Source organism: Streptomyces sp. NPDC004629, assembly GCF_042873595.1.
In the GTDB taxonomy this organism is placed as follows: Bacteria; Actinomycetota; Actinomycetes; order Streptomycetales; family Streptomycetaceae; genus Streptomyces.
In genome coordinates, this window is sequence record NZ_JBIALO010000002.1 from 482,556 (window position 1) to 507,368 (window position 24,813).

Annotated in this window: 21 protein-coding genes and 1 pseudogene; 13 read left to right on the forward strand and 9 right to left on the reverse strand. The window is 72.0% G+C overall.

Annotation, left to right across the window (positions count from 1 at the left end):
* Positions 1 to 393: 393 nt before the first annotated feature.
* On the forward strand, positions 394 to 1,017 hold the full coding sequence (locus ACFYTE_RS05165) for a hypothetical protein (RefSeq protein ID WP_388705054.1): 624 nt from the start codon (positions 394 to 396) through the stop codon (positions 1,015 to 1,017).
* Positions 1,018 to 1,025: 8 nt separating this feature from the next.
* Here ACFYTE_RS05165 and ACFYTE_RS05170 read toward each other — a convergent pair whose 3' ends face one another.
* Both ACFYTE_RS05170 and ACFYTE_RS05175 read right to left on the reverse strand, forming a co-directional pair.
* Positions 1,026 to 1,241: a hypothetical protein gene (locus tag ACFYTE_RS05170; RefSeq protein WP_388705057.1), complete on the reverse strand. Its 216-nt coding sequence runs from the start codon at positions 1,239 to 1,241 to the stop codon at positions 1,026 to 1,028.
* A 373-nt stretch (positions 1,242 to 1,614) separates the two neighbouring features.
* Positions 1,615 to 2,364, reverse strand: coding sequence for a hypothetical protein (locus ACFYTE_RS05175; RefSeq protein ID WP_388705058.1), 750 nt, complete (start codon positions 2,362 to 2,364; stop codon positions 1,615 to 1,617).
* A gap of 275 nt (positions 2,365 to 2,639) precedes the next feature.
* Here ACFYTE_RS05175 and ACFYTE_RS05180 point away from each other — a divergent pair, with 275 nt between their 5' ends.
* From ACFYTE_RS05180 to ACFYTE_RS05190, 3 genes are all read left to right on the forward strand, one after another.
* Entirely contained in the window at positions 2,640 to 3,074 is a 435-nt protein-coding gene (locus ACFYTE_RS05180; protein WP_388705061.1) for a cupin domain-containing protein, read from the forward strand.
* A 78-nt stretch (positions 3,075 to 3,152) separates the two neighbouring features.
* Complete coding sequence (locus tag ACFYTE_RS05185) at positions 3,153 to 3,716, forward strand: hypothetical protein (protein ID WP_388705064.1); 564 nt, start codon at positions 3,153 to 3,155, stop codon at positions 3,714 to 3,716.
* A gap of 54 nt (positions 3,717 to 3,770) precedes the next feature.
* Entirely contained in the window at positions 3,771 to 4,103 is a 333-nt protein-coding gene (locus ACFYTE_RS05190) for a Tn3 family transposase (protein ID WP_388705065.1), read from the forward strand.
* 629 nt (positions 4,104 to 4,732) lie between these two features.
* Here ACFYTE_RS05190 and ACFYTE_RS05195 read toward each other — a convergent pair.
* Positions 4,733 to 6,370, reverse strand: coding sequence for an ABC-F family ATP-binding cassette domain-containing protein (locus ACFYTE_RS05195; protein ID WP_388705068.1), 1,638 nt, complete (start codon positions 6,368 to 6,370; stop codon positions 4,733 to 4,735).
* A 75-nt stretch (positions 6,371 to 6,445) separates the two neighbouring features.
* Positions 6,446 to 8,080, reverse strand: coding sequence for an ABC-F family ATP-binding cassette domain-containing protein (locus ACFYTE_RS05200; protein ID WP_388705070.1), 1,635 nt, complete (start codon positions 8,078 to 8,080; stop codon positions 6,446 to 6,448).
* 389 nt (positions 8,081 to 8,469) lie between these two features.
* On the opposite strand from ACFYTE_RS05200, the gene msrA reads away from it, so the two are divergent.
* Positions 8,470 to 8,979: a peptide-methionine (S)-S-oxide reductase MsrA gene (gene msrA / locus ACFYTE_RS05205; RefSeq protein ID WP_388705073.1), complete on the forward strand. Its 510-nt coding sequence runs from the start codon at positions 8,470 to 8,472 to the stop codon at positions 8,977 to 8,979.
* Positions 8,980 to 9,021: 42 nt separating this feature from the next.
* On the opposite strand, the gene ACFYTE_RS05210 is transcribed toward msrA, so the two are convergent.
* Both ACFYTE_RS05210 and ACFYTE_RS05215 read right to left on the reverse strand, forming a co-directional pair.
* The gene (locus tag ACFYTE_RS05210) at positions 9,022 to 9,792 is read right to left on the reverse strand and encodes an SDR family NAD(P)-dependent oxidoreductase (RefSeq protein WP_388705075.1); all 771 of its coding nucleotides are present in this window, start codon (positions 9,790 to 9,792) and stop codon (positions 9,022 to 9,024) included.
* 103 nt (positions 9,793 to 9,895) lie between these two features.
* Entirely contained in the window at positions 9,896 to 10,873 is a 978-nt protein-coding gene (locus ACFYTE_RS05215; RefSeq protein ID WP_388705077.1) for an NADPH:quinone reductase, read from the reverse strand.
* A 292-nt stretch (positions 10,874 to 11,165) separates the two neighbouring features.
* Here ACFYTE_RS05215 and ACFYTE_RS05220 point away from each other — a divergent pair, with 292 nt between their 5' ends.
* On the forward strand, positions 11,166 to 11,708 hold the full coding sequence (locus ACFYTE_RS05220) for a hypothetical protein (protein WP_388705079.1): 543 nt from the start codon (positions 11,166 to 11,168) through the stop codon (positions 11,706 to 11,708).
* On the opposite strand, the gene ACFYTE_RS05225 is transcribed toward ACFYTE_RS05220, so the two are convergent.
* The 3 genes and pseudogenes from ACFYTE_RS05225 to ACFYTE_RS05235 form a co-directional block, all read right to left on the reverse strand.
* Positions 11,705 to 12,160, reverse strand: coding sequence for a helix-turn-helix domain-containing protein (locus ACFYTE_RS05225; protein ID WP_388705195.1), 456 nt, complete (start codon positions 12,158 to 12,160; stop codon positions 11,705 to 11,707). The genes ACFYTE_RS05220 and ACFYTE_RS05225 overlap by 4 nt on opposite strands.
* Before the next feature lie 57 nt (positions 12,161 to 12,217).
* Positions 12,218 to 12,683, reverse strand: a pseudogene (locus ACFYTE_RS05230) (cupin domain-containing protein); the annotation flags it as partial.
* 63 nt (positions 12,684 to 12,746) lie between these two features.
* On the reverse strand, positions 12,747 to 13,688 hold the full coding sequence (locus tag ACFYTE_RS05235) for an alpha/beta hydrolase family protein (protein WP_388705081.1): 942 nt from the start codon (positions 13,686 to 13,688) through the stop codon (positions 12,747 to 12,749).
* A 345-nt stretch (positions 13,689 to 14,033) separates the two neighbouring features.
* On the opposite strand from ACFYTE_RS05235, the gene ACFYTE_RS05240 reads away from it, so the two are divergent.
* The 7 genes from ACFYTE_RS05240 (at position 14,034) to sbnA (ending at position 24,696) form a co-directional block, all read left to right on the forward strand.
* Positions 14,034 to 14,903 (forward strand): effector binding domain-containing protein, encoded by an 870-nt coding sequence (locus tag ACFYTE_RS05240; protein ID WP_388705084.1) that lies wholly within the window; start codon positions 14,034 to 14,036, stop codon positions 14,901 to 14,903.
* Between the two features lie 106 nt (positions 14,904 to 15,009).
* Positions 15,010 to 15,330: a peptidoglycan-binding domain-containing protein gene (locus ACFYTE_RS05245; RefSeq protein WP_388705086.1), complete on the forward strand. Its 321-nt coding sequence runs from the start codon at positions 15,010 to 15,012 to the stop codon at positions 15,328 to 15,330.
* A gap of 302 nt (positions 15,331 to 15,632) precedes the next feature.
* Complete coding sequence (locus ACFYTE_RS05250) at positions 15,633 to 18,242, forward strand: Pls/PosA family non-ribosomal peptide synthetase (RefSeq protein WP_388705088.1); 2,610 nt, start codon at positions 15,633 to 15,635, stop codon at positions 18,240 to 18,242.
* A 13-nt stretch (positions 18,243 to 18,255) separates the two neighbouring features.
* Positions 18,256 to 21,519 (forward strand): amino acid adenylation domain-containing protein, encoded by a 3,264-nt coding sequence (locus ACFYTE_RS05255; RefSeq protein WP_388705091.1) that lies wholly within the window; start codon positions 18,256 to 18,258, stop codon positions 21,517 to 21,519.
* Between the two features lie 42 nt (positions 21,520 to 21,561).
* Positions 21,562 to 22,566 (forward strand): TauD/TfdA family dioxygenase, encoded by a 1,005-nt coding sequence (locus tag ACFYTE_RS05260; protein ID WP_388705094.1) that lies wholly within the window; start codon positions 21,562 to 21,564, stop codon positions 22,564 to 22,566.
* Complete coding sequence (gene sbnB / locus ACFYTE_RS05265; protein WP_388705097.1) at positions 22,563 to 23,633, forward strand: 2,3-diaminopropionate biosynthesis protein SbnB; 1,071 nt, start codon at positions 22,563 to 22,565, stop codon at positions 23,631 to 23,633. Before ACFYTE_RS05260 ends, sbnB begins: the two co-directional genes overlap by 4 nt.
* Before the next feature lie 37 nt (positions 23,634 to 23,670).
* Positions 23,671 to 24,696 carry a 2,3-diaminopropionate biosynthesis protein SbnA gene (gene sbnA, locus ACFYTE_RS05270; protein ID WP_388705100.1) on the forward strand — a complete coding sequence of 342 codons (1,026 nt, stop codon included), beginning with the start codon at positions 23,671 to 23,673 and terminating at the stop codon, positions 24,694 to 24,696.
* Positions 24,697 to 24,813 lie beyond the last annotated feature (117 nt).

The following is a 24,813-nucleotide window of genomic DNA, read 5'->3' on the forward strand; positions in this document are numbered from 1 at the left end:
CCGACCCCGTCCGCAGCACTGCGTATGACCGGCCGAGCCCGGCCGCGGAGCACCGGCCCCGGCTGCGGAGCACCCCGTCCCGGTCCCGTCCGCCCGGCCCCGCGCGGCCGGCCGGGTTTCACCCGAGTGTCGTCCCCGTACTCACGGCCGCGTGGCACACCCGTCCTCTCGGCCCCGCCCGACCCCGTCCGCAGCACTGCGTATGACCGGCCGAGCCCGGCCGCGAAGCACCCCGTTCCGGTCCCGGCCGCACACCCGTTTTCCGTGGCCGCCCGCGCGGGTCACGTCGTCCATGGCGCCCGTCCCCACTCCCACCCACACCCCGCTTCTCGTCGCGGCTCATCCGGCCGACGGGTCCCCTCCGCTGTCCCGGCCGAAGGAAGGAGCATCCCCATGCCCGGCGGCATTCCGCGGGCACAGCCGCCCCCCGACGACCTGCCACGCCATCCGCTCTGGCGTTTCCGCCGCAATCCCTTGCGGCGCGGCACCGACGTGGCCCAGGCGTGGATCGGCCTCGGCCTGCTGCTGGCCGTGCTCGTGGCGATGCCGGGCGCCATGTTCCTGATCGGTGACACCGCCTACCGGCACTACGCGCACACGGCCCGCCACCAGGCCGCGACCCGGCACCAGAGCACCGCGGTCCTTCTGTACGACTCACCGAGGCACCCCGAGCCGGGGTCGGACGAGGAGAAGCGGACCCGTTACCGGGTCGAGGTCCGCTTCACCGACCGGCTCGGCCACTCCCGCACCGGCTGCGTCGACGCCCACCCCGGACTGCCGGCGGGCAGCACCGTCACGGTCTGGACCGGGCCGGAGGGCGGGATCACGGACCCGCCGATGACCGCCGCGGAGATCCGCAGCCGCTGCATGGGCTGGGCGATCATCGCCGCCCTGGCGGTCGCCCTCGCGGGAGCCGCGGCGTACGGCATCGCCGAGCGCACGCTGCACCGGCGCAACCTCGCCGCCTGGGACACCGCCTGGGCCCGCACGGCTCCCCGCTGGACGACCCCCACCTGACCCCCGGCCTATTCGAACCGCCGCTCGACGACCCGCTTGGCCGCCTCGCTCTCGGCCGCGGCCGGGGACAGTTCGCTCAGTGTGTCGAGGTCCGTGTCCTCGCGCAGTTCCTCTTCCCAGGCGGCCGCGAGTCGTTCCTGTTCGTCGTGCGGCTGCTGCCGGACCTGTTCCCGGTCGTGCGGGCTCAGGGCGGCCAGGAAGCGCTCCAGGGTGTCGATCGGCATCCACTTCTCCTTGATCACGGGGCGTCGGCGCCCTTGCGGACGTCGTCCCAGAGTGATCGCTGCCGACCGATACCCGGCGGAGCCGAGGCGTGCTCCGACCCGAATGGAGCACGGCTGGGGCACCCGGGCCCGGTGCGCTCACCGCTCGGTGGGCTACGGACAGGGCAGGTCGTCCGGCGGATGCACAGGCGTCGGCCGCACCATGGGCGCGGACACCTGGGCGCCCGTCGACCGCCTGGTCGCACAGCCGCCCCCGGCCGCGGACATGTGTCATGCGGCCGTACGGAAGTGAGGGCGGCGAACTCTGCTTCGGTCTCCGTGCGTCTCATTCCGTCCGTGCGGCTGTCGCGGCCGCTGCGGACACCGGAATGTGTCAGGCGTTCTCCGACGTGTCGCCCTCGGTCTCGGCCGGCACCGCGGACGTCGGCTCGGCGAGCGAGTACAGCACCGACCTCTGCTGCTTGTGCCGCTGGATGCGGCCCTTGGCGACAAGTGCCTCCAGTGTGTTGCGCACGACCTGCGGGGTCGGGGTCCGCTCGGGGTGTTCCCGCACCAGTTCCTCGCGCAACTCCTTGGCCAGGCGGGGCTCGTCGTGCGCGCGGAGCAGGTCGAGGAACACGTCACCGAGCAGGGGCTGACGTGACGTGGCCTGCGCGGAAACGCGATCGGTCTTCTTCTTACCGGACTTGGTACCGGACTTGTCGGCGGCCTTGGTACCGGTCTTGGTACCGGCCTTGTCGGCGGTCTTGTCGGCGGTCTTGGTGGCGGACTTGGGGCCCGCCACCGCACGTGCCGCACGCGCACGGCGCCGCGGCGCCGGCGGCGTCGCAGCCTCGGTGCCGGCGTCCGTGTCGGTGGTTGCGGCGGCCGTGGCGGCCGGAACCAGGACTGGCTCGGCCTGCGCCTGCTGCGGCAGCGGCGCCGCTTCGGCCACCACGCCGTCCGACGGGGTGTCAAAACGCTCGGCGATGTTCAGGATGTCCAGCAACAGCGCCTCCTCCTGCTTCAACGTGCTGACACGCTCCGCGAGTTCCTGCTGCCGGCGCCGGTTCTCCTGCAGATCCGAGGCGGCCTGCTCCAGATAGCGGGATCGGATCGAGGCATCGGTCGACTGATCGGACACAATCATTCACTCCTTGAAGACGATGGATGGTGGTGCGATGGTACCGACCCGCCGACCCGGTAGTGCGAGGTGTGAGGGAGCCGGGGCGGAAACACACGTACATCGCACTCGTTCGAGCGACGCCCGGCCTGCGGCGGGCATGTGCCGCAGGCCGCGGGTTGCGGCGTACCGTACCCGGTGACGCCCCCCGCCGACTAGGGTGTGACCGGGCCGCGCGGGTGCCGAACTGCCGTGCGCGGCACCGCAGGTCACCTCCCAGGGGAAAGGTGTTCCACATGCGCAGAAACCTGTCACGGCTCGCCGTGGCCGTGGCCGCCGCCGGTCTGTCACTCGGCACCGGCACCGCCTTCGCCACCCCGCCCGGCCCGGGTGTCACGGGCACGATCATCGCGCAGACCACGAAGGGCGGGACGGACTACATACTCCGGCAGATAACCGTGCCGCCGGGCCAGAGCACGGGTTGGCACTACCACGACGGACCACTGTACGCCTATGTGCAGCAGGGCACGCTCAGCCATTTCGACGCCCGTTGCGCGTCCGACGGCGTCTACCGGGCCGGCAGCCACCTCACCGAACCACCCGGCGAGGACCACGTCCACATCGGACGCAACCTCGGCACGACCCCGGTCGTCCTGGACGTGCTGTACGTCCTGCCCCACGGGGCCCCGCTCTCCGAGGACGCCCCGAATCCCGGGTGCGACTTCGAGTAGCGGGCCGTCTGCGGGGGACCGCCAGCGTGCTGTAGCCGGGCAGCTCCATCCCGCTCCCCACGAACGGGTGACCCGCCGGTGGGGCCAGCGAGCTTCAGATCAGCACCGCAGAAGGCGAAGGAGGATCTGGAGAAGATCCATGAGCGGCACCGAGCGGAGTCCGAGCGGCTGATCGCCGTTCTGGGGGAGGTACTGGAGGCGGCCAAGGACGCGGTCGGCTTCGACCGCGAGTCGGTCACCCTGCCCACGAGCGTCCGCAAGCAGAACTTGGTGTACGCCGAGTGCGGCAAGGCGGTGTTGGAGCGGCTGGAGAGGGCCGGCGGCCTGGCCAAGCTCTCGGAGGACCATGAGTTGGTCTCCGCCCATCACGGCGACAACTACGCGCCGCTGATGCGGCGGCACTTCGGGCAGCCAGTGGGTGCCGGTGACGTACACCGGCAGCGCATCCTGTTCGACAAGCACAAGCCGGGAAAGATCAACCGGCGGCACTTCGAGGTGTGCACTCTCTTCTACCTCACCCAGGAGCTGCGGACCGGCGACGTGGCGGTCATCGACTCGGAGTCGTACGCCAACCTGCACGACCAACTGCTGTCCTGGCAGGCGTGCGAGCCGCTGGTCGCCGACTACTGCGAGCAGGCCTGACTACCTTCCACCGCCCCGGCGTTCACCGCTGCACTGAAGCAGAAGCTCACCCAGGTGGCCGCGAAGGTGGACGCCGGATACCCGGACAACGCGGACCTGACCATCGACACCGCGTCGGGGAAGATCGTGCTCACCCCTCGCAAGGGCAAGGACCGCCGCAAGTGGACGAACGCGGGCCCCGCGCAGGTCGCGCGGCACATGCGGCAGAAGGTCTCAGTGCACGAGCTGTCACCGGCGGGCAACCAGCACATCACCGCGGAGAAGCTGAACGCCGCCTCGGCGGACGTCATCGACATGTTCATCCAGCTCGACCTGGCGCACGTGTGGGGCGACGTCGGCAAGGCCGGGATCGACGGCTCCCAGTACGACACCTGGGCATCTCGATGAGACACGTGACCGACACCTACATCGCGCTCTTCAGCCACTTCATCCCGTGTGGCGTGGGGGAAGCGGTGTATCTGTTGGCGTGGAGCTGCTGCCACGCATCCGCAACTGGAAGGACCTGACCTTCTACCGGCCGAGCGTGACGGTGAAGTACCAGCACATCGCCCCGCTGTTCGGCGACCCGGAGAAGGAGTGATGACGAACAAGGAGGGCGGCTGCGGACGGCCGCCTGACGCCTTCGAGCCGGAGGGCCGGTAACCCCAGCTGGAGCCGCCATCCGACCACCGGGCATAGTCCGCGATGCGAAGCATGCCGATCAATGTGCTCGCGCCTGACAGGTTCTCCTGTTGGCGCGAGCACATCTCCCAGACGTACGTGCCGATGGACGTCGAAGGCGACCACACAGTGCCCTCACGCACGACGCGGAAGACGGCACCTCCACCCCGACGCTGCCGGCCCGCTCCCTGGAGCGATACGCACGGCCCGGCGTCGACTCGGTCGCCCAACACGTCGCCTCACGCGACCCGGCCGCCCGCCACCGGGGCTGATCACAGGGGGCTACGGCACGTTTCAGGCGTATTCCGGTTGGCCTCGAAGGGCGGTCCCCGGGTGTCGCGGACCGGCGAGGCATGTCATGGGCCGCTCGGCCGGCCCTCGGCGGTCAGCCGGAGTTCGAGGCCCGGCCAGCGGCGGCGCAGCCAGCGGTCGTGGCTGGCCAGGACGATCGCGCCGGGACCGGAGCCCAGCGCCTCCTCCAACTCGTCGCACAACCGCGGCGACAGATGGTTGGTGGGCTCGTCGAGCAGCAGCAACTGCGGTGGGCGGGCCACCAGAAGAGCCAGTGCGAGCCGGCGCCGCTGACCGACGGAGAGGTGTCCCACCGGCTTGTCCAGGTCCGCCTCGTGCAGCAACTCCAGCGAGGACAGCGGGACCGCTTCCGCCCGCTCGGCGCCGAGCGACGCCTCGTAGGTGTCCCGTACGGTGCGGTCGGGCCGGTCGAAGACGGTGTCCTGCTCCAGCAGTCCCACGGTGAGACCGGGCCGCCGCCGTACCGTGCCGCGCGCCCCGAGCCGTCCGGCGAGCACCGCCAGCAGGGTCGACTTTCCGGTCCCGTTGTCGCCGGTGACCAACAGCCGGTCGACCGCCGCCACATCGAGCCGGCGCACGGCGAGCCGGCCCGTCACCCGGACGTCGCGCAACGACACGACGGTGCCCTGCTCCGACTCGCCGGCGAGCGCCTGGTGCCCGAAGCGCAGCGGCCGGGGTGGCTGTGCGACCTGGGTGCGTTCCCGTTCGTCGAGCCGCCGGGCGGCGTTGCGGACCCGGCGTGAGATCTGGCTCTGCACCCGGCCGCCCCGGTGGCCGTAGCCCATCTTCTCGTTGTCGCTGCGCCCCCGGTCCGGTGCGACGCGGCGCGCGGTGACCCCGGCCGACCGGCGCAGCGCCGCCAACTCCTCCTGTTCCTCGGCGTAGCGGCGCTCCCAGCGGTCCCGCTCGGCATGTTTCTCGGCCAGATAGGCGGTGTAGTCGCCGCCGTAGCGGACCGGTCCGTCCACCGCGGGATCGAGGTCGATCAGGTCCGTGCACACGGCGTCGAGGAACGCCCGGTCGTGGCTGGCCAGCACGACCACCCCGGGCAGATCGCGCACCTGTTCCTCCAGGAAGGCGGCGGCCTGGTCGTCGAGATGGTTGGTCGGCTCGTCCAGCAGCAGCGCGGCGGGCCGCCGGACCAGCAGCGCGGCCAGGGCCAGCCGGCCGCGCTGCCCGCCGGACAGCGAGCCGAGCGTGCGGTCGTGCGGGACCTCGCCCAGACCGAGCCCGGTGAGCATGATCGCGGCACGCCGGTCCGCGTCCCACGCCTCGCGCTGCTGCGCCTGTTCGAGCCGTCGGCCGTACTCCTGGAGCAGGTCGGCGTGGCCGGGGTGGGACGGCGGGGTGTCGGCGAGCTGTCGGGTGAGGTGGTCGAGCCGCGCGAGGTCGGCTCGGGCCTCGCGCAGGGCGCCGTCGAGCACGTCGGCGATCGTCGACGTGGCGTCGTACGGCATCTCCTGGGGCAGATGGCCCAGGTCGGCGGGGCGTACGACGCTGCCGGAGTCGGGTTCGTCGGTTCCGGCGAGCAGGCCGAGCAGGGTCGACTTGCCGACGCCGTTCTCCCCGATCAGGCCGATGCGCCGGCCGGGGGAGGCGGTGAGGGAGACGCCGTCGAGCACCCGGCGGGTGCCGAGGGTGCGGACCAGGTCGTGGGCGAGCAGGGCCGGCTGAGCGGACATGGGTTTCCACCGAACGTGAGGGGTGCTTTGCCCGCCGGGCTGCCGCCTCGGGCGCGGGCGTGGTCGGCGCGCGGGTCACACCTCGGGCGCCGCCGTCTCCACCAGCGCACCCCCCGCCAGCCGCAGCCGGCGCCGCACCCCGATCTCGCGCAGGAACCGCTCGTCGTGGCTGACGACCACGAACGCGCCCCGGTAGGAGGCGAGCGCGCTCTCCAACTGGCCGGTGCTGACCAGGTCCAGATTGTTCGTCGGCTCGTCGAGGAGCAGCAGGTGCGGGGCCGGTTCGGCACACAGCACACAGGCCAGGGTGGCCCGCAGTCGCTCCCCGCCGGACAGCACCGCGGTCGGCAGGTGGACGCGCGCACCGCGGAACAGGAAACGCGCGAGCAGGTTCATCCGCTCCGCGTCGGTGCGGTGCGGCGCGTACGCGGCGAAGTTCTCGGCGACGGTCCGGTCGAGGTCGAGCAGGTCCAGGCGCTGCGAGAGATGGGCGATCCGGCCGTCGGCCCGCCGGATCCGCCCGGACTCCGCTTCAAGACCGCCGTTGATCAGCCGCAGCAGGGTGGACTTGCCCGCGCCGTTCGGCCCGGTCAGCGCGATCCGTTCGGGACCGCGGACCGTCAGGTCGATGCCGTCGCCGGCGAACAGGGCCCGCCCGCCGTGCCGGACCTGGAGGTGCTCGCCCTCGAAGACGATGCGGCCCGCCGGGACGACGGTGTCGGGCAGGTCGAGGCTGATGCGCTGCTCTTCCCGTACGGCCCGCTCCGCCTCGTCCAGTCGGGCCCTGGCCGCGCTGACCCGGGCGGCGTGCTGCCGACCCGCCCGGCCCGCGGACTCCTGCGCGCCGCGTTTCATGTTTCCGGCGAAGATACGGGGCAGTCCCGCGCTGCTGAGGTTGCGTGCGGCGTTGCTCGCGCGCCGCTCGGCGCGCTCGCGGGCCTGCTGCATCTCCCGTTTCTCCCGCTTCAGTTCCCCCTCGGCGTTGCGGACATGCTTCTCGGCGACCTCACGCTCGGCCCGTACTGCTTCCTCGTACGCGGTGAAGTCACCGCCGTAAAGCCGCAGTTCACCGCGGCCGAGTTCGGCGATGCGCTGCATCCGGTCGAGCAGGGCGCGGTCGTGGCTGACCACGAGCAGACAGCCGGTGAAGTCGTCGAGCACGTCGTAGAGCCGGTGCCGGGCGTCGAGGTCCAGGTTGTTGGTGGGCTCGTCGAGCAGCAGTACGTCGGGGCGCCTGAGCAACTGGGCCGCGAGACCCAGCGAGACGACCTGGCCGCCGCTGAGCGTGCCGAGGCTCCGGTCCAGGGCGAGGCCGGCGAGGCCGAGCCGGTCCAGTTGGGCCCGGGTGCGTTCCTCGATGTCCCAGTCGTCGCCGATGGTCGTGAAGTGTTCCTCGCTCACGTCCCCGGACTCGACGGCGTCCAGGGCACGGATCACCTCGGCGACACCCAGCACCTCGGCGACCGTCATACCGGTGGTCAGCGGGAGGCTCTGCGGGAGGTGGCCGAGTGTGCCGGAGACGGTCAACGACCCGGAATCGGGCCGCAGTTCACCGGCGATCAGCCGGAGCAGGGAGGTCTTTCCGGAGCCGTTGGGCGCGACCAGGCCGGTGCGGCCGGATTCCATGGTGAAGGACAGGCCGCTGAAGACCGGGGTGTCGTCGGGCCAGGAAAAGGACAGCTCGGAGCAGACGACACAGGCGTCGGACATGAAGGGACCTCGGGAAGGACAGGGCAGGGGCACAGCGCTGCCCGGGCAGACAGGGGAAGAAGGCGACGACGACCGGGCCACGACGGCGGCGCTCCACGGCGCCGGCCGGTGGCCGATCAGCTCCGGGTATCACCCGGAGATGTCGTCGTCACCTGCCATGTCTGGTTCCCTCCGAAACGGTCAAAGGTGCGGTCGAGTGTAGCAGCCCCCGTGCGCGCTCCGCGCCCTCCCGGCCCGTCCCGTTGCCGCGCGCCCGGGGGGAATATCCTGCGAGACACCGGTGGTTCGCAGGGACGACCACGGCGGACGGCCGGGACCCGCGCGTGGCGTGAGGCACGGGCGGGGAGCGGCGCGCCGGAGTTCCGGACGCTGAAGAAGGGTGACGTGTGATGAGTGACAACGAGCAGAAGGCTCTGCTGGCCGGTGGCTGCTTCTGGGGCATGCAGGAACTGATCCGCAGGCAGCCGGGGGTCCTGACGACGCGGGTGGGCTACAGCGGCGGCGAGGTGTCCCATCCGACGTATCGCAACCACGGAAACCACGCCGAGTCGATCGAGATCACCTTCGATCCCACGGTGACCGACTACCGCACCGTCCTGGAGTACTTCTTCCAGATCCACGACCCGACCACGAAGGACCGGCAGGGCAACGACATGGGTGCCAGCTACCGCTCCGCCATCTTCTACCTGGACGACCAGCAGCGGCGGATCGCCGAGGACACCATCGCCGACGTCGAGGCGTCCGGTCTGTGGCCCGGCCCGGTGGTGACCGAGGTGGTGCCGGCGGGCACGTTCTGGGCGGCCGAGCCGGAGCACCAGGATTACCTGCAGCGCTACCCCAACGGCTACACCTGCCACTTCCCGCGGCCCAACTGGCGGCTGCCCAAGCGCGCCGCGTGAGCGCGGCGGCTCCCGGGCCGCCGCGGCGCGGGTGACACCGTGCTACCCGGCGATCACGGCTGTGCCGGTCCGGCCGCCGTCGACGTCCACCACGGTGCCGTGCACGAACGCGGCCTCGTCGGCGGCCAGCCACACGGCGGCCTGGGCGATGTCCTGCGCGGAACCGATCGTTCCGGCCGGGGTGCCCCGCATCATGGCCTCGGCCGGGTGGGACCCCGTGCCCTCGGGGGCGACGACGCCGACGACGCCGGGTGAGATCGCGTTCACGCGGACACCCCGCGGCCCGAACTCCGCGGACCAGGCGCGGGTCAGGGTCTCCACGGCGCCCTTGGTGGAGCTGTAGAGGGCGCCCACGGGAACCGCCAGGCGGGCCACCCATGAGCCGAGGTTGATGATGGTCCCGCCGCCCTCCGCCGCCATCCGCGGGGCCACGTCGGCGGTCAGGAAGAACGGCGCCTTGACGTTCACCGCGTAGACCCGGTCGAAGGTCTCCTCGTCGGTCGCCGTGGTCACCTCGCCCGGGTAGATCCCCGCGTTGTTCACCAGGATGTCGATGCGGCCGCCCAGCACCTCACGGGACCGCTCGGCCAGTGCCCGGGACGCCGCCGGGCTGCCGTCGAGGTCCACCGCCACGAAGTGGGCACGGCCGCCGGCCGCGCGGATGCCCTCGACGACCTTCGCGCCCCGCTCCCGGCTGCGCCCGGAGACGACGACATGTGCTCCCTCGGCGGCGAACGCCTCGGCGATGGCCTGCCCGATGTTGCTCGTCGCACCCGTCACCAGCGCGGTCTTGTTCCGTAGCCGTGCACCCATGATGCCGGTCCTCTCTCTCGGTCACCGGATGAGGAGGCCCACTGTGCACGCAAGAAAGTGGACCAGCAAGTCCAGAAAAGTGGCACCGGGATCGGCGCGCGGGTCAGTCGCGGACGCGCAGCACGAGCTTGCCGCGCACCCGCTCCGTCTCGATGCGGCGGTGGGCCTCGGCCGCCGCGCTCAGCGGCAGCGTCTCGACGGCGCGGGGCCGCAGCCGGCCCGCGCTCAGGAGCATGTTGATGTGATGCGCGGCCCCGGCGAGCTGCGTGGTGTCGGCATGGGAGATGGCGAACCCGTGCAGCGAGCGGTCCTTGACGTACAGGTCCCGCACCGGCAGGACGGGCCGGGACCGCAGACCGGACATGACGACGATCCGCCCGCAGTCGGCGAGCAGACCCACGGCGGTCTCCAGGTCGTTGCGTCCGGAGGTGTCGACATGGAGGTCGACCCCGTCGGGCGCGGCCTCCTCGATCAGGGCGCCCGTGTCCGGACGGTGGTAGTCGATGACCCGGTCGGCACCCAGGGAGCGGACGTAGGCCGCGTCCCGGCCGGCGGCGACGGCGATCACCCGGGCGCCGGCGTGCGCCGCCATCGTGACGAGCGCGCTCCCCACGTTGCCCGCGGCGCCCAGCACGGCGACGGTCTCGCCGCACCGCAGTCGCCCGTGGGTGAACAGGGCGAGGTGCGCGGTGGCCGCCGCGTGGACCAGCGCGACGGCCTCGATCGGGTCCGCGCCGTGCGGCAGGCGGTACAGCCGGTCGGCGGGCACGACCGCCTGCTCCGCGGCGGCGCCCTGCCGGCCCGCGTGCCCGAGGCTGTTGCACCAGACCCGGTCCCCGGGCCGGAAGCCGTGGGTCGCGGGCCCGGCGGCGGACACCGTGCCCACGAGGTCACGGCCGATGACGAAGGGGAAGGGCAGGGCAGTGGCGTACGCCCCCGAGCGGACGAGGGCGTCGACGGGGTTGACCGCGCTGGCCTCGACGTCGACGAGCACGTCATGGGGGCCGGGTGCGGGCGGCGGCAGTTCGCCGTGGCGGATGGCGTCCGGTGGGCCGAGTCCGGTGATGTAGGCGGCACGCATGGACACCGACTGTGGCACGCGAAGGCCGCCCGGACCGCCGGGCGCGCGCGAAGCGGCGGGACGGTACGCCGAAACGGCAGTGCCGCCCGGCCCGGGTGCCTGGGCCGTCCCGAAGTGCCCCGCCCCGTGCCCGACCGGTCGCCGCACGCGCGTCGGGACGGTCGGCCGCGGGGCCGGCCGGCGGGGCGGGGCTGGGCAGATGCCCGACGGGGAAAGAGGAGTCCGAACACGGGGCGCCCCTGTCCGGCCGATGGGAGGCCGTGGGGGCACGACTCGGGGAAGGAGCACCGCGATGGGCTGGGGGATGCGTGCGGCCGAGGCGGACCGGCAAGCGCTGGACCGGGCGTTCGAGGCGGCCGAGCGGCATGGTCTGGGCGAGCATGTGACCACCCAGAACCTGGGCAGCCGGATCCGCGGACTGGGGTGTGTGTCGGCCATGGTCGGGATCGTGCTGCTGCCGCCGGGTATCGGCCTGTTGTCGGGCCCCGACGGGGCGACGACGAAGGTGGTCGCCGCGGTACTCGTCGTGCTGGGCATCGCCCTGCCCGTCGGCGCCGTTCGGATCGAGGGCCGGCTCACCCACCGGGACACCCGGCTGCATGTCTTCGACCGCGGTCTCGTCGTCACCGGGCACGACCGCACCGTGCCGTGCCCCTGGCCGGACCTGCGGATCCAGGAACGCACGGAACACGGCACCTACGGCAGCGCCGGACACGGTTTCACCGCGCACTGGCTCCATCTGTCCGCGCAGGGCGTCCCCCTGTGCCGGCTGAACGCGAACAACCCCGCCGCCCGGCACATCTCGCGCTCCGCCTCGGACGCGGGGCTGTCCTAGCCGTGCCGTGCCTGACCGGGCACATCAACCGGCTCCCTTTCGAGGCCCGTTCGGTGTGACGTCGGCCGGGGGACTGCGGGGGGAGCGGAGCGTTTCGCGGCCTGCGCTCGGTACCGTCCCGGTGTGCTGCCGAACTCCTTTGCGAAGGCGTGGGAGAGTGCGTACGGGCTGCCGTAGCCGACCCGGCCGGCGATGGTCGCCAGGGTGTCCGGTGTGTCGCGCAGCAGGGTGGCGGCAAGGATCAGGCGCCACCACGTGAGGTACGCCATCGCAGGACGGCCGACCAGGGCGGTGAACCGGCGCGCCAGGGTGGGCCGGGAGACGCCCACCTCTGCGGCCAGACGGTCGTTGCTCCACGGGGCGGCCGGGTTCGAATGCAGCGCCCGCAGGGCCGCCGCGGTCACCGGGTCGCCCAGTACGCGGGGCCAGGCTCCGCTGGTGGCCTCGGTCATCCAGGAACGGATGATGTAGACGAGGAGGAGATCGAGCAGGCTCGGGAGCGCGATGCAGGAGCCGGTCCGCCGCTCGTCCAGCTCACCGGCGAGCAGGTCGATCGCGGCGCGGAGTTCGAGGTGGCTGCCCACTCGGCTGGGAAGGTGGATGACTTCGGGCAGCTCTGTCATGAGCGGGTGCAGGTGGCTGCAGTCGAGCCAGTACGTGCCGCAGAGCATCTCCGCCTCGTCGCGCTCGGGCCGGGCGCGCGGCCCGGTCCCCGCGAGCCATTGCCCGAACGGCACCGCCTTCTGTTCGGCGACCGCCGCGTCGACCGGGGAATCGGGCGATCACATGGCCGGTGCCATGAGGCAGCAGCACCGCGTCACCTACGCCGAGAGACACCGGGGCGCCGCCGTCGGGCAGCAGCCAGCAACTGCCCTTCAGGACGACGTAGAAGCCCGCGCCGTCGTACGGGTCGAGGCGCGCGCACCAACTCCCGCTCGCCCGCACCCGGTGGGACGAGGGGTGCCCGAGGTGCACGGCAGATTTCGCGCCGGGGCCGGGTCGGGTTTCCCGAGGGACGAACGCTCCCTCGGCCGCCGCCTACTTGCTCCGCAGCTTCCCCAGCGGGTCGGGGTCTTCCGCCAGTGCGGTGGCCGCCGCCTTCCAGCTGGTGTCCTCGGGGTAGAGGGCGCTGCGCAGGAAGGCCCGGGTGAGTTGCTGGATCAGAGCGACGCGCGCGGGATTCTCGTCCGTCGTCTCGGCCGCCTCGTACCCCGGGATGCCGCCGAGTGAGTGCTCTGCGCCGAACAGGGTGAGCAGGCTCTTGCCGCCCGGGCTGTAGGTGTAGGGGTCGGTGAACCAGTCCGGTCCGCGAGTGGACAGGTGTGACTGGTCGTGGTCCCCGGCGACGATGAGAGCCGGGGTGGTCATGGTGTCGAAAGACGGCTTCATGAAGGGGAAGTTCTCGGCGGCGAACGGGGTCAGGCCGTCGCCCAGGCCGATCAGGGCGAGCAGCACACCCGCCGTGACCCGGGGGTCGGACATGTCCTCGCCCGGAGCGCCGTCGGAGCCGAGGACACGCGCGCCCAGCAGCGTGCTCGCCGTCTGGGCTCCCCAGGAGTGGCCGGCCACGGCGATGCGGCTGCGATCCAGGCGCCCGCCGAGGCCCGGCACGGAGGCTTCCAGAACGTCGAGGCCGTCCAGTGCGCGCTTGAGGTCCTCGATACGAATGCGCCAGATCCGTGGTGTGCGGGGGTCCTCGGCGGGGATGCCGAGCGTCCGGGAGTCGAGGTGGGTGGGCTGCACGACCACGAAGCCGTGAGCGGCCCAGAAGTCGGCCAGCGGCGCGTAGCCGTCCATCGACGAGCCGAAGCCGTGGGAGAAGACGATGACGGGCACAGCGCTGCCGGTTGCGGGGGCGGACACGCGGACCTGGAGGTCTTCACCGCGGCCCGGGGCGGGCAGGACGACCGGCTTCGCGGATATCACCGTGGTGGGCGCATCCGCGCCCTTCTGCGGGTTCGCGGTGTTCGGGTCGGACATGGAGGTGCCTTCCGTTCGGTTTCTTCACGTTCGGTTCGGTGGGCCCGGCGGGACGCGATGGCGGGGGACGGCTGGTCGCCGGTCCCATCGGTCTGCCATCATGAGCAAAACCGGAACCTCGTTCCGACAACGATACGGAACGCGGTTCCGCTTCGTCAAGCCGGGCCGGGACATGAGCGGGGCTGGGCAAGGGGAACCCGCCGTGCCATGACGGGAGTTCGTCGCCCATGACCCGCTCCCGGTGTGGTCGGCCGGGCCACCCGACCCGATCGGGCACAGGATGTCGGGTCGGGCCGGGTGCCTGCCGTCTAGCGTGGCGAGCGTTGACAAGGAAGGTGATCGGGCGTGCTGGAGCGGCTCAACCAGGCCATGGAGGACATCGAGGGCCGTCTCGACCAGCCGGTCGACGCGGCCCGGCTGGCGCGGATCGCGGCCACGTCGGAGTACCACCTGCGCCGGATGTTCTCCGCGCTCGCGGGCATGCCGCTGTCGGAGTACGTCCGGCGCCGGCGGCTGACGGTCGCGGGCGCCGAGGTGCTCGCCGGGCGGGCGCCGCTCCTGGAGGTCGCGGTGCGCTACGGCTACGGCTCGGGCGAGGCGTTCGCCCGCGCGTTCCGGGCCATGCACGGCATCGGTCCGGGCGAGGCCCGTCGCACCGGTGCCGCGCTCGTCTCCCAGCCCCGGTTGGCCTTCCGCCTCACCGTCGAAGGGAGCAGTAGCATGCGCTACCGCGTCGTGGACCGGCCGGACTTCACCGTCGTCGGCCTCAAGGCCCGGGTTCCGCTGGTGCACACGGGGCCGAACCGGGCGATCATCGACTTCGTCCGCGGCATCGCACCGGGGACCCTGCAGAGCCTGGAGAAGCTGTCGGACCAGGAGCCGCAGGGCATCGTCGCCGTCTGCGACGACCTCGATCCGAGTCGCGCCGAGGGCACCGAACTCGACTATTACCAAGGGGTGGTGACGTCCTCGGCGGCCCCCGCCCCCGAGGGAGCGACCGCTCTCCAGGTGCCGGCCGGCACCTGGGCGGTCTTCACCGTCTCCGGTCCGGCGCCCAAGGCCATCCAGTACCTGTGGCGGGACGTGTTCACGCAATGGTTCCCGGCGAACCCTTACCGCAGCCGCCCGGGACCGGAGATCCTGCGCACGCGCCTGTCCGCGGACGGGGCCGAGGCCGACGCCGAGTTGTGGCTGCCGGTGGAACGGGAGGTGTGAGCCCGGTCGCCACCACACCCGGCACCGGTGGCCACGGCGGTCGCCGGCATCGGCCTCCGCCTGCGACTGGCTCCGCACCCTCCAACAGGGGGTCTTTGGCGCGGACGTGACCGAACCGCAGATCCACGTCGGCGGCTGGGCCGCCGCCGGTGCCCAGCAGACGTACATCGCCTGGGACGGGGCGTTCGGCTCCGCCACCGACGGCGCGGTCAGACGCTTCCAGCCCGCGTACGGCCCGACCGCCGACGGCGTCGCCGCCGACATCGTCGTCTCGGGCCACGCCACGCTCCAGGTGTACCGGGTCGCCGAGACCTGCGGGTTCTCCGGGCTGGAGGCGTGCGTCCACTCCTGGCAGCACGTCGACAGGCGGGGCCAGTACCCCTCGGGCGGCTCTGGGTCGTGGTGGTGGGAGAGCGGTGTGGTGTGAGCCCCGCCCGCCGACCGCCCGCGCCGGCCTGCCCCCACGGGGCGGACCGGCGCCGTTTGCGTTGCCTCTTGCAAAGGCGGCGGGCCGGTGCTCGCCGGTTCCGGCCGGCCCGAGCGGCCCGCCATCCGGGTGATCTACGCCCCGCCCCCGGCGGCCCGGGTCGCCAGGAAACACAAGGTTGGCGGGGGTTGCCGGGCCGTCGTGTGCCTCGGGCGGAGTGGCAGGCCGACCGTGGCCGACCGAAACTGGCAGAGCGGTTCGTGATCAGGAAAGTGCGCAGGCAAACGTCCTCCAGGAGGTCGATGGTGGAGCAGTCCGCCGACGTCTACATATCCGGGCCGGACGAAGCACCCGCAGCCGGGGGTACCGGCGGGAGCCCGGCGAATACCGAAACCGAGCGAGGACTCGCCGAAGTCCTGGCCGATGTACTGAAAGCGGAACGCGTCGCAGTCGACGGTCACTTCTTCGACGACCTCGGCGCCAACTCGCTGGTGATGGCGCAGTTCTGTGCACGGCTCAGGAAGCGCGCGGACCTGCCGTCCCCGTCCATGAAGGACATCTACCGCAGCCCGACGATCCGGAGCCTCGCGGCGGCGCTGGCGCAGGCCGCGCCCGATCCGGCCGGAGTGTCCCGGCCGGCCGCCCCGGCACCGCCGGCGTCCGCGGGCCCGCCGCCCCCGCCCCCCAGGGCGAGACACGTCCTGTGCGGCGCCGCCCAACTCCTCATCTTCCTGGGCTACTCGTTCGTCGCCGGACTCGTCACCGCCCGGGGCTTCGAGTGGGTCGCCACCGGCTCCGGCTTCGCCGACATCTATCTGCGGTCGCTGCTCTTCGGCGGCCTCGGCTTCACGGGACTGTGCCTGTTCCCGGTCGTCGCCAAATGGCTGCTCGTCGGCCGTTGGAAACCAGGGGAGTTCCCCGTGTGGGGCCTTGGCTATCTGCGCCTCTGGCTCGTCAAGGTACTGCTGCACGCCAACCCGATGGTCCTGTTCATCGGCAACCCGCTGTACGTGCTCTATCTGCGGGCCCTCGGCGCGCGCGTCGGCAGGGGCGTCACGATCCTCTCGCACTCCGTCCCGGTCTGCACCGATCTGCTGACGATCGGCGATGGCGCGGTGATCCGCAAGGACGCCTACTTCCAGTGCTATCGGGCACACGCCGGGCGCATCCAGACCGGCCGGGTCACCATCGGCCGCGATGCCTTCGTCGGCGAGAAGACCGTGCTGGACATCGACACCTCGATGGGCGACGGGGCACAGCTCGGTCACGCCTCCGCCCTCTACCGCGGCCAGCACGTCCCGGACGGCGCACGCTGGCACGGCTCCCCGGCCCAGCCCACCGAGACCGACTACCTGCGGGTCCCGCCGGCCGCGTACGGCGCACTGCGCCGGGCCTGGTTCGGCCTCGGCGCCCTGCTCCAGCTGTACTTCCTCTACCTGCCGTTGTTCATGGGCGGCACCTACCTGCTGTTCACCGGTGTACCGGCGATCGGCGACCGGCTGACGGCGGACACCACCGGGCTCTCCTCGGCGGCCCTGTACACCGACGCGCTGGTGCTGTCCCTCGTGCTGTTCTTCGGCCTCACGGCCGTGGGCCTGGTGGTGCTGTACGCCGTGCCCCGGCTGCTGAACCTGCTCATCGAGCCCGGCCGGGTCTACCCGCTCTACGGATTCCACTACGTGGTGCACCGGGCGATCGCCCGCATGACGAACGTCAAGTTCTTCGCCTGGCTCTTCGGCGACAGCTCCTACGTCGTGCACTACCTGCGCGGGATCGGATACAACCTCAACCAGGTGGAGCAGACCGGTTCGAACTTCGGCTCCGAGTTCCAGCACGAGACGCCGTTCCTCGTCTCCATCGGCAGCGGCACGATGGTGGCCGACGGGCTGTCCGTGCTGAACGCCGAATACTCCAGTACCTCCTTCCGGGTGGCGAAGGTGTCCATCGGGGCGCGCAACTTCCTCGGTAACAACATCGCCTACCCCGCCGGCGGCCGGACGGGCGAGAACTGCCTGCTCGCGACGAAGGTGATGGTTCCCCTCGACGGCGAGATACGCGAGGGTGTGGGCCTCCTCGGCTCCCCGTGCTTCGAGATTCCCCGGACGGTGGAACGGGACACCCGGTTCGACCACCTCAGGAGCGGCGACACCCAGCGGCGCCTGCTCGCCGCGAAGAACCGCCACAACCTCGGCACGATGGCCCTGCTGATGGGCGTCCGCTGGCTGCTCGCCTATCTGCTCACGGTCCTCGGTCTGGCCGCCGTCGACCTGTACGGCGTGGCCGGACACGTGGTGATCGCCGGATACCTGGCCATCACCCTCGCCGTCACCACGCTCCACTACGTCCTGGCGGAGCGCATCATCACCCGGTTCCGCCCGCTGCAACCGCGGCTGTGCTCCATCTACGACCCGTACTTCTGGTGGCATGAACGCCTGTGGAAGGTGCCGGACGAGTACCTCGAAATCTTCAACGGGACGCCCTTCAAGACCCTCGTGTGGCGGATGCTCGGCGTCCGCGTGGGCCGCGCGGTCTTCGACGACGGCTGCTTCATCACGGAGCGGACGCTCGCCGCCATCGGCGACGGCTGCACCCTGAACGCCGGGACCAAGATCCAGTGCCACTCGCAGGAGGACGGCACCTTCAAGTCCGACCGTTCGACGCTCGGCGACGGTTGCACGCTAGGTGTCTCCGCCCATGTGCACTACGGCGTGAACATGGGCGACGGCGCGGTGCTGGCGCCCGACTCGTTCCTCATGAAGGGCGAGGAAGTCCCCGCCCACGCGCAGTGGGGCGGGAACCCCGCCGCCGATCTGCCGGTCGCCCCCGAGCCTTCCCCGGGCCCCGGCGCGCCGACGGCGGCCCAGACAACGGCAATGTCGTCGGTCAACGGCGCCACCGCGACGGTGAGTTGAGGAAGGTCATTCGATGGGAGCGCACGTGGAAACGGACCGGGAGTACTGGAGCCGTGTGCTGAGCGCCGGCGGCTGCACCGCCGTGCCGCGCTGGGTCGGCGAGCCCGTGGCGGGAGTGGCCGAGTACGAGACGGCGGCACCGGACGACCTGGCGACGCAGGTCCGCGCGCTGGCACACGAGTTGAACGTGCCGCTGAGCGCGGTGCTGCTCGCCGCGCACGCCAAGGTGCTCGCCGCCCTCTCCGCCGAGCAGGAGGTGGTGACCGGCTATGTCGCCGGGCCGCGGCGCGCGCCGCTGCCGTGCCGGCTGACCGTCGCGCCCGCCTCCTGGCGCGCTCTGGTGGCCGCCGCGCATCACGCCGAGTCCGAACTGCTGGCACACCGGGAGTTCCCGGTCGACGGGCTGTGGCGGCAGATGCGGGTGGCCGGGCCTTCGTACGAGGTCGTGTTCGACCCGGCCGGGACCGACGGCGGCCTGGTGGACGACGCCGTGCTGTGGCTCGGCTGGTCCGAGCGGGGCGGCCGGCTGGTGCTGAGGCTGCGCTACCGCACCCAGGTGCTCGACGCCGGGTACGCGGCCCGGATCGGCGGCTACCACCTGGCCGCACTGCGCCTGATGGCGGCCGACGCGAACGCCGGGCACGCAGAGCAGAGCCTGGTGTCGGCCGACGAGGCGCACGAGCAACTCGAAGGACTGGCCGGGCCCGGCCGGGTGCTGCCGCAGGCGCGGGCGCACGAACTGTTCGAGCAGCGCGCGCGGGCCCATCCGGACGCGGTCGCGGCGGTGTGCGGCGACCGGTCCTGGACGTACGGCGAGCTGAACGCCCGCGCGAACCGGCTGGCGCGGGCGCTCCTGGCGCGCGGGCTGACCCGCGAGGGCGTGGTCGCTGTGGTCACCGAGCGCAACCTCGACTGGCTGGCTTCGGTGCTGGCGGTGTTCAAGGCCGGAGGCGTCTATCTGCCGATCGAACCGCACTTCCCGGCGGGACGCATCCTGGCAACGTTGTCGCGTGCCGGATGCCGGCTGGTGCTGACCGAGTCCGGCAGCACCGGCACCCTGGACCAGGCCCTGACCGGCCTCCCGGACGCGGAGAAGGTGCTGATCGAGGCGGCGTACCAGGAGGGACACGCCGACGGCGACGTCGGGGTGCGGGTGTCGCCCGGCCAACTGGCCTACATCTACTTCACCTCCGGCTCCACCGGCGAGCCGAAGGGCGCGATGTGCGAGCACGCGGGCATGCTCAACCATCTCTACGCCAAGATCGACGACCTGGGGATCACCGAGGGACGCGTGGTCGCCCAGACCGCCCCGCAGTGCTTCGACATCTCGCTGTGGCAGCTGGTGTCGGCGCTGCTGGTCGGCGGCCGGACGCTGCTGGTGGGCCAGGACGTCGTCGTGGACGTGGAGCGGTTCCTCGACACGCTCGCCGCGGGCCGGGTCGGCGTGGTGCAGGTCGTGCCCTCCTATCTGGAGGTCGTGGTCTCCTACTTGGAGCAGCACCCCCGCGAACTGCCGGACCTGCGCTGTGTGTCGGTGACCGGCGAGGCGCTGAAGCGGGAGCTGGTCCAGCGCTGGTTCGCCTGCCTGCCGCGCATCAAGCTGGTCAACGCCTACGGGCTCACCGAGACCTCCGACGACACCAACCACGAGGTCATGGACAAGGTGCCCGAGCGGGTGCTGCTCGGCCGCGCGATCAACAACGTCCGGGTCTACGTCGTCGACGAGCAGCTGTCCCTGGTGCCGCTGGGCGCCCCGGGCCTGATCGCGTTCTCCGGCGTCTGCGTGGGGCGGGGCTATGTCAACGACCCCGAGCGGACCGCCGAGGCGTACCGCGAGGACCCGTACCGGCCGGGCGAGCGGCTCTACCTGGCGGGGGACTGGGGCCGCTGGCACCCCGGCGGAAAACTGGAGTTCCTCGGCCGCCGGGACAGCCAGGTCAAGATCCGCGGCTTCCGCATCGAGATCGGCGAGATCGAGAACACCCTGCTGCGGGTGGACGGGGTGCGCGACGGCGCGGTCGTCGTTGCGGAACGGGCCGGCCACAGCAAGCATCTGATCGCCTTCTACACGGGCCGGCGGCTGCCCACGGACGAGCTGCGCGAGGCGCTGGCCGCCGTCCTGCCCGCCTATATGGTCCCCTCGGCCTTCCACTGGCAGGACGCCCTCCCGCTGACCGCCAACGGCAAGACCGACAGGAAGGCGCTGACCGCGCTGGCCGAACAGACGGCGCCGCCCGCCGAGGAGGACACCGCACCACGGCGCGACCGCGCCCCGCTCACCCCGACCGAGCGCAAACTGGCCGGCGCCTGGGCGGAACTGCTCGGCGTACCCGAGTCGCAGATCGGCCGCCGGGACCACTTCTTCGACTGCGGCGGCACCTCCCTGACGGCCGTGAAGCTCACCATCGCCCTGGACCGCGCGGTCTCCCTCAAGGACATCACCCGGCACCCGGTGCTCGCGGACCTCGCGGTGCTGCTCGACGGCACCGCCCGGCAGTCAGCCGAACTCCTCCAGCCGTTGACGGAGGCGGGCGGCACCGCGGAGTGCGCCCTGATCTGCTTCCCCTACGCGGGCGGCAACGCGGTCAACTACCAGCCGATGGCGAGCGCGCTCGCGGCCACTGGATGCGCGGTGTACGCCGTGGAGCTGCCCGGCCACGACCTCGCCGCTGACGTCGAGCCGTTCGCGCCGCTCGCCCGGGTGGCGGGGCGGGTGGCCGCCGAGATCACCGCGCGCGGCCTGAGCCGGGTCATGCTGTGGGGCCACTCCTCGGGCGCCGCGGCGGCCCTGGCCACGGCAAGGCTGCTCCAGGACCGGGGCGTGGAGGTCGCGCGGGTCTTCCTCGCGGCACAGCTGCCCGGCACCCCCGCCGAACGGCGCGCCGCCGCCGGCGAACTGGCGGGTCGCAGCGACGCCGAGACCGCCGCGAGGCTGGCCGAGGACAGCGGCTACCCCGAACTCGCCGAGCTGAACGCCCGGCACGCCGAACGCGTCGGGGCCGCCTACCGGCACGACTGCGTGAGCGCACACCACTATCTCGCGGACGCCCTGGAAGCCCCGCCCGCCGAGAAGCTGGCCGCGCCGGTGACCGTGGTCATGGCCGCCGACGACCCGAGCACGGCCGGCGATCCTGACCGCCACCGGGCCTGGCAGCCGCTGGCCGAACGGGTGGAGCTGCACGAACTCCCCGACGGCGGCCACTACTTCCTGCGGACCCGCCCGGCCGAAGCAGCCCGGGCCGTGCTCGGAGCCACCGCACCACTGGCCTCTTCCTGAGCCCCCCACCGCCCCCACAGGGGCAACCGAAAGGAAACCGAGATGACGTCCTCTCCCCTGGCACCACCGCTCGACGTGGAGCTGGCGCCGGACCGTCCCCCGCTCCTGCACGTCGACCCGCCCGGCGACGCGCCGAGTTGGGCGGCCGAGCACCGCGACGCGCTGCGCGCGCAGGTCGCCGAGCACGGTGCGCTGCTCGTGCGCGGCCTCGGGCCGCGCACGCCGGACCAGGTCGGCGCCGTCTTCACGGGCCTGGCCGGCGGTCTCATGACCGAGCGGGAGGCCTTCGCCCCCCGGGAGACGTACAGCCCGGGGCTGTACTCCTCGTCCACCTGGCCCGCCAACCAGCCGATGTGCATGCACCACGAGCTGAGCTACACGCTGGAGGTGCCCGGCCTGATGCTCTTCGCCTGCCTGATACCGCCCGGCGAGGGCGGGGCGACCGCGGTGGCCGACGCGGAACAGGTGCTCCAGGCGCTGCCCACGGCGCTCAGCGAACGCTTCGAACGCGAGGGCTGGCTGCTCACCCGCAGCTACAACGACGAGATCGGGGCCTCCCTCGCGGAGTCCTTCGGCACCGAGGACCGCGCCGCCGTCGAACGCTACTGCCGCGCCCACGCCATCGACTTCACCTGGCAGCCCGACGGCTCCCTGCGCACCCGGCAGTTGCGCAGTGCCGTGGTCCGCCACCCGGTCACCGGACGGCGCTGCTGGTTCAACCAGATCGCCTTCCTCAACGAGTGGACGCTGGCGCCCGAGGTCCGCGAGTACCTGGTGGACGAGTACGGCGCGGACGGACTGCCGTTCAACACCCGCTACGGCGACGGCAGTCCGATCGGCGAGGACGTCGTCCAGCAGCTCAACAGCACCTACGACAGGCTCACCCGACGTGAGCCCTGGCAGGCCGGCGATGTGCTGCTCGTCGACAACATCCGCACCGCGCACAGCAGGGAGCCGTTCACCGGCGAACGCCAGGTGCTGGTCTCCATGGCCGAGCCCCGGCGACTGGCAGACTGCGTCCCGACCTCGGAGGCGAGCGCGCGATGACGAACGTCCTGTCCCCCGCCACCCGGCGGGCCGCCGACCACGCGGCGCAGACGCCGAGCTTCGCGGTGATCTCCGGAGCGCAGGTGCAGCAGGCCCTCGCCGGACGCGAGCGGGAGATCGTGGAACTGGTCGAGGCCACCTACCGGTTGCACGGCGCCGGGAACACGGTCAACCCGCCGTCCTACTTCCTGCGTTTCCCGGACCGCCCCTCGGCGCGCATCATCGCGCTGCCGGCCTCGGTCGGCGGGCCCGCACGGGTCGACGGCCTGAAGTGGATTTCCAGTTTTCCGGAGAACGTCACGTCGGGGCTGCCCCGGGCCTCCGCGGTCCTCATCCTCAACGACCACGCGACCGGTTACCCGCTGGCCTGCCTGGAGAGTTCCATCATCAGCGCGACCAGGACGGCGGCCTCGGCCGCGCTGGCCGCCGACTGGCTCAGCCGCAACCGGTCGCGCCCCGCCCGCATCGGGTTCTTCGGCACCGGGCTGATCGCGCGCTACATCCACACCTTCCTCGCGGGCACCGGCTGGGCGTTCGAGGCGATCGGCGTGCACGACGTGTCCGCCGACAGCACCGCCGGGTTCTGCGGCTATCTGCGGCAGTCCGGCGCCACCGCTGAGGTCACCGTGCACGACAGTGCCGAGGACCTGATCCGCTCCAGCGACCTGGTGGTCTTCGCCACCGTGGCCGGCACCCCGCACGTCAGCGACCAGGGACTGTTCGCGCACCACCCGCTCGTCCTGCATGTCTCCCTGCGCGACCTCGCCCCGGAGATCCTGCTCGGCGCCGCGAACTTCGTCGACGACGTGGAGCACTGCCTGAAGGCGGACACCTCCCCGCACCTGGCCGAACAGCTCACCGGCAACCGTGACTTCCTGAACGGCACCCTCGACGACGTCATGTGCAAGCGGGTCCTCCCGCCGGCCGACCGCACGGTGATCTTCTCGCCGTTCGGACTCGGCGTCCTCGACCTCGCCGTCGGCAAGTACGTCTACGACGAAGCAGCTCAGGCGGGTGATCTCCGCCTCATCGACGACTTCTTCCACGACCTGCGCCGGTACGGCTGAAGCCCTGTCCCTCAGCCCTGGCACCAGGAGGCCCACCGTGCCCGTCATATCCGCTCCCCACGCCTTCAACGAAGGCCAGCTCTACATCGATCTGCAGCCGACACTCGGGCGTTCCCTCTACCTGAAGTGCGAGGGCTTCAACTTCGCGGGCTCGATCAAGTTGAAGGCCGCGGTGGAGATGGTGGAGGCCGCCGAGCGCGACGGAGTCCTGATGCCGGACTCGACCCTGGTCGAGTCCTCGTCGGGAAACCTCGGCGTGGCGCTCAGCATCATCGCCGCCAGCAAGGGTTACCGGTTCCTGTGCGTGACGGACTCCCGCTGCAACCTCTCCACCCGGCTCCTGATGGAGGCGCTGGGCAGCGAGGTGCACGTCATCGCCGACACCGACGCCAACGGCGGTTTCCTCGGCGCCCGGATCGACTACGTCCGGGCGCTGTGCGCCTCCGACGACCGGTACGTGTGGCTCAGCCAGTACACCAACCCGGGCAACTGGCGGGCGCACTACCACCGTACGGGGCCGGAGATAGCCCGTCAGTTCCCTCGTCTGGACGTGCTGTTCGTCGGCGCCGGCACCACCGGAACGCTGATGGGCTGCGCCCGCTACTTCCGCCACTGGCACCGGCCGGTGCGGATCGTCGCGGTGGACAGCGCGGGCTCGGTGGCCTTCGGCGGCAAGCCCGGCCGCCGGATGATCCCCGGCCTCGGTATGAGCATGCGTCCGCCGCTGCTCGACGAGTCCCTCGTGGACGAGGTCATCTCGGTCGAGGAGGCGGACACCATCCGCATGTGCCATCGGCTGGCCAGACGCGGTTTCCTGTTCGGCGGCTCCACCGGCACGGTGGTCAGCGGCGCGACGGACTGGCTGGACGCGCACGGCACGTCGGACCTCACCGCGGTGGCCATCGCCCCGGACCTCGGCGAGCGCTACCTCGACACCATCTACCAGACCAACTGGCTCCAGGACCTGTACGGCGACCAGATACTCGACTCCGAGCAGGTGGCCGCGGGTCCCCGGCGGACCAAGCCGCTGCCGCCCACGTCGGAGCGGGGGCAGCGGCCGTAACCGGCGGCGGACCGACGCCGTGCCGGGCCGAACCCCGGCCCGGCACGGGGCCGGTCCTGTCGTCCAGGCCCCGGCTCACGGCAGCCGCCGACCACCGGCCAGGCCCGAACCTGCGTG